This is a genomic window from Achromobacter sp. Root565 (assembly GCF_001427425.1).
Lineage (GTDB): Bacteria > Pseudomonadota > Gammaproteobacteria > Burkholderiales > Burkholderiaceae_B > Achromobacter > Achromobacter spanius_D.
The window spans coordinates 200,782-216,157 of record NZ_LMGO01000001.1 but is presented as its reverse complement, the minus strand read 5'-3'; the positions used below and the strand labels follow the sequence as shown (position 1 = coordinate 216,157).

The 15,376-nt window shown below is 65.4% G+C and carries 15 protein-coding genes; 3 read left to right on the top strand and 12 right to left on the bottom strand.

What is annotated here, in order from left to right; translation table 11 throughout:
• Positions 1–89: 89 nt before the first annotated feature.
• Positions 90–917 carry a prephenate dehydratase gene (locus ASD71_RS00970; protein ID WP_235512153.1) on the bottom strand — a complete coding sequence of 276 codons (828 nt, stop codon included), beginning with the start codon at positions 915–917 and terminating at the stop codon, positions 90–92.
• 314 nt (positions 918–1,231) lie between these two features.
• Between ASD71_RS00970 and ASD71_RS00965 the strand changes: the two genes are divergently transcribed.
• Positions 1,232–2,866: a thiamine pyrophosphate-binding protein gene (locus ASD71_RS00965; protein WP_056558659.1), complete on the top strand. Its 1,635-nt coding sequence runs from the start codon at positions 1,232–1,234 to the stop codon at positions 2,864–2,866.
• Positions 2,867–2,929: 63 nt separating this feature from the next.
• The gene (locus ASD71_RS00960) at positions 2,930–3,931 is read left to right on the top strand and encodes a tripartite tricarboxylate transporter substrate binding protein (protein ID WP_056558657.1); all 1,002 of its coding nucleotides are present in this window, start codon (positions 2,930–2,932) and stop codon (positions 3,929–3,931) included.
• On the opposite strand, the gene ASD71_RS00955 is transcribed toward ASD71_RS00960, so the two are convergent.
• A complete protein-coding gene (locus tag ASD71_RS00955; RefSeq protein ID WP_082578738.1) occupies positions 3,928–4,890 on the bottom strand; it encodes a LysR family transcriptional regulator in 963 nt (320 codons plus the stop codon). The two genes, ASD71_RS00960 and ASD71_RS00955, sit on opposite strands and share 4 nt — an antisense overlap.
• Before the next feature lie 119 nt (positions 4,891–5,009).
• Here ASD71_RS00955 and ASD71_RS00950 point away from each other — a divergent pair, with 119 nt between their 5' ends.
• Positions 5,010–6,539 carry a CoA-acylating methylmalonate-semialdehyde dehydrogenase gene (locus tag ASD71_RS00950; RefSeq protein ID WP_056558652.1) on the top strand — a complete coding sequence of 510 codons (1,530 nt, stop codon included), beginning with the start codon at positions 5,010–5,012 and terminating at the stop codon, positions 6,537–6,539.
• A gap of 74 nt (positions 6,540–6,613) precedes the next feature.
• Here the strand turns inward: ASD71_RS00950 and ASD71_RS00945 are convergent, their stop codons facing one another.
• The 10 genes from ASD71_RS00945 to ASD71_RS00900 form a co-directional block, all read right to left on the bottom strand.
• Positions 6,614–7,363, bottom strand: a complete 750-nt coding sequence (locus ASD71_RS00945; RefSeq protein WP_056558650.1) for a sulfite exporter TauE/SafE family protein — start codon at positions 7,361–7,363, stop codon at positions 6,614–6,616.
• A gap of 61 nt (positions 7,364–7,424) precedes the next feature.
• On the bottom strand, positions 7,425–8,375 hold the full coding sequence (locus ASD71_RS00940) for a tripartite tricarboxylate transporter substrate binding protein (RefSeq protein ID WP_056566250.1): 951 nt from the start codon (positions 8,373–8,375) through the stop codon (positions 7,425–7,427).
• A gap of 262 nt (positions 8,376–8,637) precedes the next feature.
• Positions 8,638–9,516: a LysR substrate-binding domain-containing protein gene (locus tag ASD71_RS00935; RefSeq protein ID WP_056558646.1), complete on the bottom strand. Its 879-nt coding sequence runs from the start codon at positions 9,514–9,516 to the stop codon at positions 8,638–8,640.
• A 51-nt stretch (positions 9,517–9,567) separates the two neighbouring features.
• Entirely contained in the window at positions 9,568–10,401 is an 834-nt protein-coding gene (locus ASD71_RS00930; protein ID WP_056558642.1) for an amidohydrolase family protein, read from the bottom strand.
• A 49-nt stretch (positions 10,402–10,450) separates the two neighbouring features.
• Positions 10,451–11,131, bottom strand: a complete 681-nt coding sequence (locus ASD71_RS00925; protein ID WP_056558638.1) for a fumarate hydratase C-terminal domain-containing protein — start codon at positions 11,129–11,131, stop codon at positions 10,451–10,453.
• Complete coding sequence (locus ASD71_RS00920) at positions 11,125–12,060, bottom strand: fumarate hydratase (RefSeq protein ID WP_056558634.1); 936 nt, start codon at positions 12,058–12,060, stop codon at positions 11,125–11,127. The genes ASD71_RS00925 and ASD71_RS00920 overlap by 7 nt, the downstream gene beginning before the upstream one ends.
• Positions 12,061–12,072: 12 nt before the next feature.
• Positions 12,073–13,812, bottom strand: coding sequence for an L-aspartate oxidase (locus ASD71_RS00915; protein ID WP_056558631.1), 1,740 nt, complete (start codon positions 13,810–13,812; stop codon positions 12,073–12,075).
• Position 13,813: 1 nt separating this feature from the next.
• Positions 13,814–14,161, bottom strand: coding sequence for a succinate dehydrogenase (locus ASD71_RS00910; RefSeq protein WP_056558628.1), 348 nt, complete (start codon positions 14,159–14,161; stop codon positions 13,814–13,816).
• Positions 14,158–14,490 carry a succinate dehydrogenase gene (locus ASD71_RS00905; protein ID WP_056558624.1) on the bottom strand — a complete coding sequence of 111 codons (333 nt, stop codon included), beginning with the start codon at positions 14,488–14,490 and terminating at the stop codon, positions 14,158–14,160. Before ASD71_RS00905 ends, ASD71_RS00910 begins: the two co-directional genes overlap by 4 nt.
• Before the next feature lies 1 nt (position 14,491).
• Complete coding sequence (locus ASD71_RS00900; RefSeq protein WP_056558621.1) at positions 14,492–15,226, bottom strand: succinate dehydrogenase/fumarate reductase iron-sulfur subunit; 735 nt, start codon at positions 15,224–15,226, stop codon at positions 14,492–14,494.
• Between the last annotated feature and the right edge of the window lie 150 nt (positions 15,227–15,376).

Here is a 15,376-nt window from a genome sequence, read left to right as displayed (position 1 = left end):
GAATGCGAATAAGAAATACTATTAATTAGAGTTGTCGGATGGCGGGGGCGCGGCGCGCGCGCAACACCGCATGGGGAATCAACACCGGCTCACTTGCGCGGATAGGAACCCAGCAACCGGAATTCGGGACGCGCCTTCAAAAGCCCGGCCAGGGGTTCCTGCGTGGCATGGCCCGCGACCTCGACGACATACCGATGCGTGTCCAGGGTCTTTTTGCTGGGACGCTCATAGATCGTCAGCACGGCAACGTTGGCCTGCACGAGGGCGCGCAGTGAATCATTCAAGTTGTCGTCCGCGGTCGAGAGGACCAGCGAGGTCTTGTCATGCCCCGTGGGCGCCGGCACGTCGCGGCCCAGCACCCACCAGCGCGTCACATTGTGCGGTCCTTCCTCGATCCCATCGACCAGCGCGCCCAGCGAATACACGCTTGCGCCCACCTTCGGACCGAACGAGGCCTTGTCGAGGGTGGCGCTTTCGGCGACGGTCTTGGCCGCGGCGCCGCCACTTGCGGACTCTGTGCGCTTCACGGCGGGCATTTCCCGGTCCAGCCAGGGTTTCACTTCCTCAAATGCCACCGGGTGGGCGAACACTTCCTTGATGTCTTGCAGCTTCGCGCCCGGCCGAGCCAGCAGGCTGTAGCCCAGCATCTTTGGGTATTCGCCGACCACCACGGCATTGGGCAGATCCAGCACCGCGTCCAGATACGGTGTGACGCCAACGACCGACGTCGTCACGGGGACGCACGCCTGGGTCAGCTTGCCCGATGCGTAGCCGGAAAAGAGTTCGTCGCGCGAGAGCGGGACAAGCTCCTGGGGCCCGAACAGGTCCAGGCACGCCTGATGGGTCCAGGAGCCCGCGGGCCCCAGGTAACCAATGGAACCGGCAAAACTGGGGGTCATCGTCATCATCCAGGTCATGAGGCCAACTGCCGCGCCAAGGTGTCTTTTTGCCATGGTGTCGCCTTCGAGGTGGGCCGCGCGACCGCCGCGCAATGTCATGGACCCCCAAGACGGTATGAAACTACAGGCGCGCCGATCTGCATAGAGGTCTCCGCTTTCGGTGTCTGAGGGCAGGCCGCCACGCCTCGGAGGGCGTGATCCTTGGTTCAAAAAACATCAACCTAAATGCCACTGTTACCCGATACACTGAGCCGCAAATGGGTCAAAGAAACATGTCGGATCAATAAAAGGTTGCACGGCACAGCCAAGCGCAACCTCTGGGGGAGACAAACGTGCTTGGTTCTGAGTTGATCATTCGCTCGCTGCGTCGGCGGGGCGTCAAGACCATTTTCAGCCTTTCGGGCAACCAGATCATGCCGCTTTACGATGCCTGTATCGACGCAGGCATCCGCATCATCCACGTGCGGCATGAAGCGGCCGCCGTCTTCATGGCAGATGCGTGGTCGCAGATCACTGGCGAACTCGGGGTGGCGATGATCACCGCGGCGCCGGGCCTGACCAATGGACTCGCGCCGCTGTATTCTGCCTCGCAGGCGGAAAGCCCGGTTCTGCTGATTTCGGGCGACTCCTCGGTGTCGGAAGATGGCACTGGTGCGTTCCAGGAGCTGGATCAGGTCGCCATCACCCGTCCGTTGACCAAGTTGTCGGTCCGTCCGCAATCCGCAGCCGAGCTTTGCCCCGCGCTTGAAAACGCGATCACGCAGGCGCTTGCGCCTCGGCGGGGCCCTGTCCACGTCGCGTTGCCCTTTGACCTGCTGATAGCCGAATCGGGCATCGCAGACCTACCCGACGTGCCCGCGGCCCCGCCGGTCGCCGCGCTGGATGCCACGCGCCTGAGCCAACTGGCTGACCTGTTGCATTCGGCTCAGCGCCCGCTGGTGCTGGCCGGGCCGACGAGCGCGCGGCCGCAGGGACGTTCCGCGCGCGCGGCAGCCGAAGAAGCGCTGGGGGTGCGCATCATTCCGATGGAAAGCCCCCGCGGGCTGAAGGATCCGTCGCTGGGCGCGTTGGCCAGCATCATGCCAAGCGCCGATCTGATCGTGCTGGCGGGAAAGTGCCTGGACTTCACGCTGGGATTCGGCGGCACGGGCGCGCTCGGGGAAAACGCCCGTGTTGCGGTCATCGACCCGGACCCCGCGATGCTGGAACGCGCGGGCCGGCTTCTTGGCGCGCGTCTGGTCCTGACGTTCCAGGCCGACGCGGTGGCGGCGATGGCGGCGGTGGCGGCGGCGCATCCGCCGGCCGAACGCCTTGCGTGGCGCGCCCAGGTCGATGAAGCGCTGCAAAGCCGGACGGTGAAGACGCCGTCCGCGCCGGCGCAAGGCGCTATGGGTCCGCGCGCGCTGTGCGAGACCGTGCAGGCATTCCTGGCGTCCGCGCCCGACCCGATCCTGATCTGCGACGGCGGCGAGTTCGGTCAGTGGGCGCAGGCGTTCTGCCAGGCGCCGGTACGCATCATCAATGGCATGTCCGGCGCGATCGGGGCGGGGGTCTGCTATGCGATCGCCGCGAAGATCGCGCGGCCCGGCGCGACGGTGGTCGTCATGATGGGAGACGGCACTGCCGGATTCCACATGATGGAGCTGGATACGGCGGTGCGCGAAGGTGCGGCGGTGACGGCGGTGATCGGCAACGACTTGCGCTGGAACGCCGAACATCTGATCCAGATGCGCACCTATGGACCGCAGCGGCTGATCGGGTGCGAGCTTGCACCGACGGCTCGCTATCACGACGTTGCGTCTGCGCTGGGGGGCGCGGGTTTTGCGGCGCACGACGCCGCGGGGCTGACCGCCGCGTTGAGACAGGCAGCCGACAGCGGCCTGCCGGCCTGCATCAATGTATCCCTCGCGGGCGAGGCCGCCCCGGTTTTCCACGCAGCATCCACGCAGTCCACGACCGGTCATTGACCTCAAGGCATCGAGCGTCGCCGCAGTCCGGTTTCGTCCCGTAGAACGAACAGGAGACATCCCATGATCAGCCTCACCGGCATCCGCCCGGGCGGGTCCGCTCGCGCCGCGTTTTGCCTGCTTCTCACCTTTCCCGGCCTGGCCGCTGCCCAGGCTTACCCCGCGAAACCCATCCAGCTCATCGTGCCGTTCAGCGTGGGCGGCGACGCCGACATGGCGGCGCGCAATCTGTCTGCCGCCGCGCAGGGTGTCCTGGGGCAGCCGGTCGTCGTGGTCAACAAGGCGGGCGCGAACGGCGCGATCGGATCTGCCGCGGTCAAGAATGCGGCGCCCGACGGGTACACCCTGCTGATGGGCCGCATCGGTTCCCAGGTCCTCTTGCCCGCCTTGCAGCCCAAGACGACGCCGTATACCTCGAAGGACTTCACGTTCATCGGATTGCTGGAGCTGAATCCCGTTGTCTGTGTGGTCCATCCGGACAGCGCCTACCGGACCATCGGCGACCTGTCCCAGGCGTTGAAGGCCCGGCCCGGGAAACTGAACTACAGCCATTCCGGCCCCGCGACCGTGCAGAATCTGGCGCCGCAACTGTTGCTGAGCAGCCTGGGATTGAAGCCGGATGCGGCCGTCAGTGTTCCGTACAAGGGCGGTAGCGAGGTGGCGATGGCGGTCCTGAGCCGCGATGTGGATTTTGCCTGCAACAACCTCAGTTCGATGACGGGCATTCTTGCGGGCGGCAAGTTGCGCGCATTGCTGACGACGACGCCGGAGCGCCTTGCGCAGTTTCCGGATATCCCGACCGCACGGGAATCCAAACTCCCGCAGCTTGAGGCGGTGATCGGCTGGAGCGGGCTCTTCGGGCCGCCGGGCATGAGCGCGGAAGCGGTTGATAAGTGGGCTTCTGCTCTCCAGCAGATATCAAAGGACCCGAAGTGGATCGAGGGGAACGCCAATTTCGGTGGCATCCCCCACGTGTTGTCGCCCGCCGATACGGCAAAGTACGTCGATCAGGGTTCCAGGATCTATGCCGAGTTGGTGGCCAAGGCGGGGTTGCAGGTCAACTAGCCGCTCGCAAGCGGGGCCGACGGGCCGCCGAGGCCCTCGGCGGCCGGAATGGCGTCGCGCAGATACTGGACGAACGATGTGACGGTAAGAGGTACGCGCGGCGTATAGGGCCGCACCGCGTAGAGGCGTTCGGCATAGTCGCCGACAACGCGCCACCCTGGCAGGACCTCGACCAGCGTTCCGCGCCGCAGGGCCTCGCCAGCGCTGAAATCGGGAAGCAGCGCGATGCCGACAGAGCCCGCGGCCGCTTCCCGCAAGACTTCGCTGTTGTTGGCCGTGAAGGTCCCGCGCACCGGCACGGCCACGTGTTTATCCCGCGCCTGAGACTCGAATGACCAGGTGGCGCCGCCGCTGCGCCGCAGATAGTGCAGGCAATTGTGGCCCTCGAGGTCCGCCGGCGTTCGCGGCGTGCCGTGTGTCGACAGGTATTCCGGGGTGGCCACGAGCACCGAGCGCGTCTCGCAGATCAACGTGGCGACATGGGTGTCGGGCACGCCCGCGACGTGCCGGATCGCCAGGTCGAATCCTTCGGTCGCCAACGAGGCCAGGTGGTCGCTGAGCTCAAGCTGAATCCGAACGTCCGGAAAGCGCGCAAGAAAGCCCGATATCAGCGGCGCAATGACCTGGCGGCCCAACGCGACGGGAGCCGTCACGGACAGTACGCCGCGCGGGCCTTCGGAAAGATCCCGGACGGCGGAGAAACCTTCCTCGATGCGCAGATAGGCCGACGCCGTCTGGTCGACCAGGCTTGCACCGGCTTCGGTCAGGCTGACGCTGCGAGTCGTGCGCCGCACGAGGGGAACGCCGGCCGCCTGCTCCAGTTCCACGATGCGCTGGCTGACCGATGCCTTGCTGATCTGCAGCCGGCGGGCGGCCGCCGTGAAGCTACCCGTGTCGGCCAGCACGCCCAGGCAGTGAATGTGCGACCACAAGTCTTCCAGGCGTCTCGTCTTTGTCATGCCATTTCCCATTGTTCAAAACTGCAAACACTGATTCCAGCCTTCTGGTCTCGACGGGCGGCCGGCGGCGCGACATAGTGCCAGCACCCGCACATCACGCTTGAGCACAGGAGAAACCCATGAACGCCACCACGCGCAGCGCCAGCGATTCCATCGCCGGACACTTTATCGCCGGATCCCGTGTCGATGGGACAGGCGCCCGCCAGCCCATCTTCAATCCGGCCACGGGCGCCGTCACCCGGCACGTCACGCTGGCCACGCCCGACGAGGTGCAGCGCGCGGTGGCCAGCGCGCAGGCCGCCTTTCCGGCGTGGGCCGACACGCCGCCGATCCGACGTGCACGTGTGTTGTTCAGGTTTCTTGAATTGCTGAACCGCCACCGCGACGAGCTCGCTCATTTGATCACCGCCGAGCACGGCAAGGTGTTCAGCGATGCGCAGGGCGAAGTCGCGCGCGGCATCGACATTGTGGAGTTCGCCTGCGGCATTCCGCAACTGCTGAAGGGCGCGCACACCGAACAGGTCTCCACGGGCATCGACAACTGGACGCTGCGCCAGCCGCTGGGTGTCGTGGCCGGCATCACGCCGTTCAATTTTCCGGTGATGGTGCCCATGTGGATGTTCCCGGTGGCGATCGCCGCGGGCAATACCTTTGTGCTCAAGCCCAGCCCGACGGATCCCAGTCCGTCGCTGCGCATCGCCGAACTGCTGCGCGAGGCGGGGCTGCCGGATGGCGTGTTCAACGTGGTGCAGGGCGACAAGGTCGCCGTGGACGCGCTGCTCACGCATCCCGGCGTGAAGGCGGTGAGCTTTGTCGGGTCCACGCCGATCGCCAACTACATCTATGAGACGGGCGCCCGCCTTGGCAAGCGTGTGCAGGCGCTGGGCGGCGCCAAGAACCATATGGTGGTGATGCCCGATGCCGATATCGACCAGGCTGTGGACGCCTTGATCGGGGCCGGCTACGGTTCGGCGGGCGAGCGGTGCATGGCGATCAGCGTGGCCGTGCTGGTCGGCGACGTGGCCGACCGCCTCCTGCCCAAGCTGATCGAGCGCACGAAGGCATTGAAGGTGCTGGACGGCGAGAACCCGGCCGCCGAAATGGGACCGATCGTGACCCGCGCCGCGCACGAGCGCATCACCGGCTACATCGCGCAGGGCGAGGCAGAGGGTGCGACGCTGCTGGTCGACGGCCGGGGATTCCGGGGTACGCAAGCGGGCGAGGGATGCGGTGACGGCTTCTGGATGGGCGGCACGTTGTTCGACCATGTCACGCCCGACATGCGCATCTACAAGGAAGAGATATTCGGCCCGGTTCTGGGCTGCGTGCGGGTCAAGGACCTGAAGGCGGCCGTGGACCTCATCAACGCGCATGAGTTCGGCAATGGCGTCGCGTGCTTTACGCGGGATGGCAATGTGGCGCGCGAATTTGGCCGGCGCATCGAAGTGGGCATGGTGGGCATCAATGTGCCCATTCCGGTCCCGATGGCCTGGCACGGCTTTGGCGGCTGGAAGCGCAGCCTGTTTGGCGACATGCACGCCTACGGCGAAGAAGGCGTGCGCTTCTACACCCGCCAGAAGTCGATCATGCAGCGCTGGCCCGAGAGCATCGGCAAGGGCGCCGAGTTTGCGATGCCAACGGCGAAGTGACCGTTGCGGCTGGTGGCAGGAAGGCGGCCGCCAGCCCGCGCCGCGTTTCACTGGCGCGGGCGGCGCAATGCCGCTCATGCCGGAGACATCCACCCGCGGTAGATCGCGCCCGCGCCCGCGATCGCGAGCAGCACGAAGATGGACCGCTTCAGCAGTTCGGGAGACACCCGGGTCCGGGCGCGCGACCCCGCGTACAGGCCGATGAGCGCAACGGGCAGGAGCACCGCGGCGGCGCGCAGGATGTCCGGGTTGGAGTACAGCCCTGCGGTCGCGAAGGCTGCCGCCCGCACGATCCCGCTCAGCAGGATCACGACCGAAATGGTTGCCCGGAACTGCTCCAGCGCATCCAACCGGCGCGACAGATAGATCGTGTAGATGGGGCCGCCGGTGCCGAACAGCGCGCTGAAGACGCCGCCAACGATGCCGAACGGAAACGCCCAGAAGGGCTTGAGCGGCGCCTTGGCGCCACCCCGTGCGCCGCGCAGGCCCTGGATGCACACGACCAGCACAAACGCGCCCAGAAGGATCAATGGCCAGCGGGCGCCGGCGTCGCGCAACAGCGTGACGCCCAGCGCGATGCCCAGCAGCATCCAGGGCAGCAGGCGCTTGAATTCGGCCAGGCTGACGCGTCTCCAGTTCCGTCCGCCGACAAGGGCGGTGCAGGTCAGGTCAAACAGCACCACCAGCGGCACGGCCAGTTGCAGGGGAATGAACTGCACCAGGACCGGCACGGCGACCATGGCCGCGCCGAATCCCGTCATCCCGAAGACCGTGTAGGCAAGGAATATGACGGGGATGACAAGCGCGAGCGATTCGGCGGGCATAGGCGGGAAGGGACCTCGATGGGTGAAACAGGGCTGGGGCGTGCCGGCGCCCGGCGGGTGGTCAGGTGGCGGTGATTCCCTTCTTTTGCACGAGGGCCTGCCATTTGGCGGACTCCGCGGCGATCTCCTTTTGCAGCGCCGCGGCAGGCACGATGGTGGGGGCCATGCCCTGGTCCTGAAGGTAGCGCTTCAAGCCCGGTTGTTCAACGGCCTGTTTGGCAACGGCGAGCAGCCGGTCTATCGCGCCTTGCGGCGTGCCGGCAGGCGCCATCAGCGCGAACCAGCCGGTGAACTCGAATCCGGGCACGCCGTCCTCGGCCGTGGTCGGCACGCCGGGCAGCAAGGCCGCGCGCTCCTTGCCCGTGACGGAAAGCGCGCGCAGGCGGCCGCCCTTGAGCAGCGGCGCGATCGCATTGATGTTGCCGACGGCCACCTGGATGATTCCGGCCATCAGGTCCGTGTAGCCGGGCCCTTCGCCCTTGTACGGGACATGCATGAGGTCGATCCCGGCAGCGTCGGTAAAGGCTTCGCCAGCCATATGTGTCTGGCTCCCGACACCGGCGGACGAAAAGCTGAGTTTGCCGGGCCGGGCCTTCGCGTAGGCGATGAGTTCCCGCGTGTTGTTGACAGGCAGTTCGGCATTGACGGTGATGACCATCGGTCCGCTGGCGACCTTGGCGATGAGGCTGAAGTCATTCAGCGAGTAGGGCAGCTTGCTGTAGATGAACTGATTGACGGTGAACATGCTGCCCGATGCGAGCATCAGCGTATAGCCGTCCGCGGGGGATCCGGCCACGGCCTGCGCGCCGACGCTGCCGCCGGCGCCCGCACGGTTTTCGACGACGATGCTCTGGTTCAGGCCTTTGCCCATTTCGGAGGCCAGCGCGCGCCCGAGCAGGTCGGTGGCGCCGCCCGCCGAGAATGGGATGACCATGCGGATGGCCTTGTCCGATGGCCAATTCGCGCGGGCAGGTGTCGCAAGAAACGGTGATAGGGCCAGCCCGTATCCCATGGCCTTGATGAGCCGGCGGCGTCCATGCACAAGTTGATTGTCGTCTTTCACGGGTTTGTCTCCTTTCGCTCGCGGTAGGCGCGACCCGCCGATCTGCGGGCAGGGCGGGTTTCGCCAGGCAGCAACTGCCCCTCAAGCCGATTGGCTCGATTTTTTTGGGACGTCGCGGTGATTGTTGGCGGACTACTGAACTACTGGGCTGCGGACTGCGGGACTGCTGGACTACTTACTGCGGATCAGGGATTGGGACGCGCCTGCGCCGTCATCGGGTCTGGCTGGCGCAAACCGACTTCAACGCATCGAGCAGCAACTGCGAAAGATGGGATCTGGGATTCTCCTGCGGCGCCAGGATGCCCAGGCGGCGGGTGATCGTCGGCGCGCCGAACGGAATGACTCGGATGCCCGGCGGGAACTCGTTGCGGCCGCGCCTGGCCGGCACCACGGACGCGCCCAGGCCGTTGGCCACCATCGCGATGACGCCTTCAAGGTTGTCGATCTCCATGGTCGATCGCACCGTGATGCGCCTGCGCACCATTTCTTCCTGCACCAGATGGCCGACGCGGGCTGAGCGGTTGAATCGGACATAGGGTGTCTGCTCCAGAATTTCCTGGTCGCTGGCGCCTTGCACCGACCGGTGCGCAATGACGACCAGCTCCTCCTCGACGAAGGGCAGAAAGTCCAGCCCCGAGCGCGGCGCGTCCGGCTCGGTCACGATGGCGACATCGAGCTGGCGGTGATAGATGGCCCGCTCCAGGTCGTGCGTCAGCCCCGTGGTGACGTGAACCTCCAGCCCGTGCCCCTGCTTTTGCAGGTGGCGCAAGGCCAGCGGCAGCACGCCCGACACACAGGTATGCACGCTGCCCAGTTTGAGCAGGCCGGCCGACGTCCCCTTCTTGAGCGAAGCGCTCATGCTTTCCCAATGCGTGATCAGGTCGCGCGCCCGGTGGACCAGCGCCAGGCCCGTGTCCGTCAGGATCGGCGGGCGGCGGCTGCGATCGAAGATCGTGATGCCCAGCTCATCCTCCAGCGCGCGGACCTGCATGCTCACGGCTGACAACGACAGGCCGATGGTGTTCCCGGCCTCGGCGAAGCTGCCGTGGTCTGCGATCGCAATCAGCGTGTAGAGGGTCCGGATGTCCATGCAGTATTCGTCCTGGTCGGTGGGCGTCGCGAAACGCGCGGGATGCGGGCGCTACAGCCCGAGCAGCCGCCGGGCGTTGCCTCCCATGACCTTCTTCAGGTTTTCCTCACGGATCGGCAAGCGCTCAAACCATTCTTTGTACCCTTGCACCGGACAGAAGGGAAACGAGCTGGCGTACAGCATCCGGTCGGACAGAAAGCTGTCGGCCGCCTTTACGTATTCCTCCCAGCCGGGCATGCGGGAAAAGTACATGTCGGGCGACAGCCACAGATTCGGCCGCCGGAGCCCCAGGTGCAGGATTTCGTTGACCCACGGCCAACCGCCGTGGGCGACCACGACATTAAGGTTGGGAAAATCCGTCAGGACGCGATCGGTTCGTATCGGATCGGAATAGCTCAGGTCGGGCCCCGCCGTGCCACCGACCATCATGATCACGGGAACGCCGACGTCCTCGCAATGGCCATAGATGGGATAGAGACGCCGGTCGTCGGCGTGCATGGGCACGGGATAGGAACCCGGTTCGATGTTGATCAGCCGGAAGCCGTTTTCGATGGCCTGGTTGATGGTCTGACATGCCTTGCGGCGGTCGGTGGGATCGATCGAGGCCGCACCGATGAACCGGTCCGGGTGCCCGGCCACGATGCCGCGCACATCGTCGTTGGACACGCTGCCCAGCACGCCGGCCAGTCTGCCCACCACCACGCCGCGGTCGATGCGGGCCGCGTCCATCTCCTGCAGAAGCAGGTCCATCGACTGCTGCTGCGCCGCTTTGGATGGTTCGAATCCCACCGTCCGCGTGAAGCCGTCGCGCCGTTCTCCCGCTGAATACATCAGTGTGTTCAAGAAGCCGCCAACGGGCGGCCGAAGCCGAAAGTCGATGATCATCGCAGTCTCTCTGAATGGAATCCGATTGCGGGGCGTGGCGACGCAGCGCCTACATCACTTCGTCCTTGCGGTCGTCCGTCTCGCCGTAGCGGTGCAGCGCGGGCGGCTTCAGTCCGGCATACAGCTTTTCGATGCCGGCGTTGATCGCTTCCGCGTGCTGCGCGAAAAGCGAGTTGCCGTCCAGGTCGCTCTCGACGATGAATGGGCCGAAATCCTTGACCTCGAACAGCCACATCGCCTGCGCGATGCCCAGCTCATCCAGCCAATGCACCTCGCGCACCTGCTTGATGCCCCGTCCCAGCAAGGCGCCCGTGCCGTAGCCGACCGTGGTCAGGTAGATGGCGCCGCCCGGCGCCAGCACCTGCTTGTAGTCGTCGGCGGGCATGCCGCCCTTGCCGATCAGGATGCGGCAGCCCGTCTCGCTGAGCCACCGGGGAATCCATTTGGAGAACCGGAATGACGCGGTGGCGGTGACGGCGCCCACGTTGTAGCCGCCGTGGCCGTCGGGGGCGGCGGCCGGCGAGCAATGGAAATTGACGTTGCTGACGGACCGCAGATCCACCGGCAGCGGCAGGCCCTCATCCAGCACCTTCTTGTAGACACCCTCGCGGGCCGTGTACACCAGTCCATTCAGGTACACGGCCGAACCGAGTTCGAGCTTGGCGATGTCTTCCGTCTTGGCGGGCAGGTCAAGATGAAAGACCTTGATGTCGTCGTCGTTGTTCACCATTCGACCGTCTCCCGGCGCAGGTAGGGCGTGAACCATTGAGGATCGGTGCGGTACTGGATTTCCCCATTGGCGTGGATCCGCGCGGTGGCGCGGCGCGAAGACAGGCAGAACGTATGCAGGCTGATGGGCATGCCGCCGGTGTGCGTGTAGCCGCATTCGATATGGCAATCGACCACCATGCCGGAGCCGACGAAGCCCATGGCGCCCATGCCGATCGAGTTGCCGAGCTTCATCAGTTCAAGCTCCAGTTCGGCCACCTTGGGATCGGGATTCCGGTCGCCAACCGTGCGCAGACAGGCCGCCTGCTTGCCGAGCTGCATGCACGTGTCCTTGGACCCGCCCAGGCCGATGCCGACGATGGCGGGCTGGCACGCCAGGCCGCGCTTGCCGAACGCGATCAGGGTGTCGAGCACGAAGCGCTTGATGCCGTCGATGCCATCGCCGGGAAACAGCATCCGGTAGTCGGTGCCGAACAGGCCGCCCTTGTGCACGGTGGTGATTTCGATCCAGTCGGCGTCCGGTTCGAAAGACCATTCGACTTCCGGCGCGTTGATCCCGACGTTGTTGTTGTGGTCGGTGCGCCAGAGCGGATGCACGCGGTTCGGCCGCAGCGGGATGGTCACGGTGGCTTCGGCCGTGGCGTGTCGCAGCGCGCGCTCCACCGCGACGAAACCGGCGTCCACGCAGGCCTCGTTGCCCACCTTGACGTAATACCGCGGCAATCCGGTATCGGCGCACATCGGGCGCCGGTCCTGGTCGGCGGCCTCCCAGTTGTCGACCATGGCGTGGATGACGAATCGCGGCAGCTTGCCGGTTTCCTTTTTCTGCAGGGCCTGAATGCCTTCCTTGTAGTCCTTGGGTATCTCGATGGCAGCGCGGCGCATGATTTCCAGCGCGGCTTCTTCAATTTTCTGGACGGGAATTCTCATGGTGGGTTGCCTTCAGCTTTGGGGGATGCCTGCTTCGCCTTCGATCAGCGATTCGCCCGGCTTGACGATGTCAAAGGAAACCGGAACCATCTCCAGCTGCAATTCGCCGTCCTGCGCGCTGACGCGGGTGTAGCAGCTGGTGTGCAGGTCGCCGGGTTCGGAGAAGTCTTCGCGATAGTGCGCGCCGCGGCTGTTCTCGCGTGCCAGCGCCGACACCGTGATGACCTTCGAGATGTCGACCAGGCTTTCAAGGTTGAGCCAGTCGTGCCAGGTCAGGTTGAAACGCCGGTCGCCGTCCGCGACACCGATGTTGCGCAGGGCCGCGCGATGGCCGGAAATGGCCCCAAGGCCGTGTTCCATGGCGTCCCGATTGCGCAGCACGCCGACGTCGTCCCACATCGTCTGCGACAGCGCATCGCGCAGCTCGTGGATGCGTCCGGCACGCCGCGAAAACGGAAACTCGGCGCGTTCGACACCGCGCGCCATGACCTGCTGGTCCGGATCGCGCCACTGGCCTGACTTGGCGACATAGGCGGCCATCGCGTCGCCCGCGATGCCGCCGAACACCGTGGAGTTGGCGACGCCGTTTCCGCCCAGGCGGTTCGCGCCGTGCACCCCGCCGCAGTCCTCTCCCGCGGCATACAGGCCGGGCGAGGCGGTCGACCCGTCCACATTGAATTCGACGCCGCCCATCAGGTAATGCGCGGTCGGCACCACTTCGACTTTTCCGCCGGCCAGGTCGAATCCGCAGTCCTTGCATCGGTTGACCATGCCGGGGAAGGTCTTGGCCACTTTCTCCGGACCAAGATGGCTCATCTGGATGTAGACGCCGCCCATCGGACCTGTGCGCCCCGCGCGCATTTCGGCGTAGATCCCGCGGCTGACCACGTCGCGCGTGGCCCGTTCGCCGCGCTTGTCGTAGTTCGTCATGAAGCGCTCGCCTTCGCCGTTGAGCAGGTAACCGCCGGCGCCGCGCAAGCCTTCTTCCAGCACCGTGCCGGTCATCCGCGTATCCGGTCCGCCCAACAGACCTGTCGGATGAAACTGGACCATCTCCATGTCTCTGAGCTTCAGGCCGTATCGCAATGCCATGGCCAGGCCGTCGCAGGTCTTGTCGCCGGAAGGCGTGTGGTAGCGGTACATCGTCGGGCCGGCGCCGGTGGCCAAAAGAACTGCCTTGGCCTGGATGAACCGATAGGTACCCGCCCGCATGTCGATGAACAGTACGCCCGAGATGCCCGAGCCGTCGGCGGCCGGGATGAGTTCGATGGCGCGGTGCTCCTCAAGTTCTTCCACATCCAGCGCGCGAACCTGCTCCATCAGCCGATTGATGATCTCGATGCCGGTCAGGTCCGCCTTGTGCACGGTCCGGTCAAAGCTTTGGCCGGCAAACGCCTTGGAATGCAGCGATCCATCGGGATTGCGGTCGAAGAAGCAGCCGATCTCGTTTTCCAGCTCCCGAACCCGTTCGACCGCGCCTTCGACCAGCCGCCAGGCCAGATCCTGGCGCGGCAGCCATTTGCCGCCCTCGATCGTGTCCATGAAGTGGCGCTCGACCGAGTCACCCGCGGCCAGCGCGACGTTGTAGCCGCCCTGGACCATGCGGGTACAGCCGCACTTGCCGAGCAGGCCTTTGACGGTCACCGTGACCTGCAGCGACGGGTTTGCCTTCTTCGCGTGCAGCGCCGCGAAGAGGCCCGCGCCGCCAGTACCCAGCACCAGAATGTCCGTCTTGTGGTTTTCAATACGCATGTCAGATCACTCCGGCGATGAACGCCAGTCCGGTGGCCATCGAGATCGCAAAGCCCCAGCCGATCCACGCGACGCGCGCGTCGCGCGGCGTGCGCCAGGGCAGGAGTTCAAGCGCAAGCAGGCGCAGTCCGAAGAACATATGCAGCGTCAGAAGCAGCACCAGCCCCCATTCACCGGCTTTCATCCACGGCAGCTCCGCCAGCTTCAGGAATGCGTCAAGCCTGGCCTGGTCCAGCGCCATGGCCAGCACATAGAAATGGACGGGAAGGAACAGCGCCAGCGCCAGGCCGGAAAGCCGATGTCCCAGAAAGGCCCAGTACGCCTGGTGATTGCGTGCGGACTTTCTCATGCCAGTCCGCCTACCGCGGCGACCGCGCGGATGCCCAGAACGAGCAGCGCCGCGCCGAACATCAGGCCGATGACGGACGCCGCCGCGCGGCCGAGTTTCAGCCACTCGATGAGGATGTTGCGCAGGCCGATGGGAACGTGGACCGATACGCTGAGCACGAACAGGCCGTAGAAGACGATCCATAGCCAGTTCCCCTCGGTGCGCGAGAGGATTTCGCCGGCGGTCAGGCCGCCGCGGACCGCATAGATGACGAGGCCGACGTGCACCAGGACGAAGGGCGCCATCACCATTGCCGTCAGGCGCTGGAGTGCAAACAGACGGGCCTCCATGTCAGCCTCCCTTGAGCAGGCTGAAGATGGCGCTGCGTTTCAGGCCTGCGATGCTGCCGGTCGGGCTCAGGCTGACGGGACAGTGCTTCATGCAACTGCCCTGCGTGTGACAGGAATTGCAGCCGCTGCCGGAGGTGGCCTTGTGCAGAACATCCTTGGGGTCGGCGTGCCGCTCGTCGTTATAGAGCGTCCACGCGCGATTCAGCGCCGCCGGACCCAGGTAGTCCTTGTCCCACGACACCACGTCACAGGCGGCGTAGCACACGCCGCAGTTGATGCATTCGATGGCCGCGTCAGCGAGCTTGCGTTGCTTGCTTTGGGGCGACACCAGCGCCGGCGGATCATTGCGCGTGGCAGTGCCGACAAAGGTATTGCCGGCGCGCGCCCACTTCTGGAAGAACTCGCGCATGTCGACGACCAGATCCTTGATCCGCGGCATGTTGCGCAAGGGCTCGATCACGATCACGCCCGCTTCTTCGACGCGGCTCACGTGCGTGCGGCACGTCCAACGCGGTTTGCCGTTGACGGTCATCGCACAGGACCCGCACACGCCGACGCGACAGGCGTAGCGGTACGACAGGCCGGGCTCTTGCGTTCGCTGGACTTCCGTCACCACGTCCAGAACGGTCTGGTTGTCGCGCCACGGGACCAGGTAGGTGGAGAACTTTCCTTCCTCCGTGCCGCGTGAGATGCGAACCGTTAGCTGTCTCTGGTTTGTGGAATGCGTCGTATCCATTTTCCGTCCTCAAGCGGCATGCTGCGCCCATGAACAGAATTCTGGAACTTGCGAATCCTTGAAGCAATACAGATTTGGTTGATATTTTTTGAACTTATTTTGGACCCTTTGAGGGGTGCCGCGTGCCGCAGCAGAGATGCCGCGACGCGG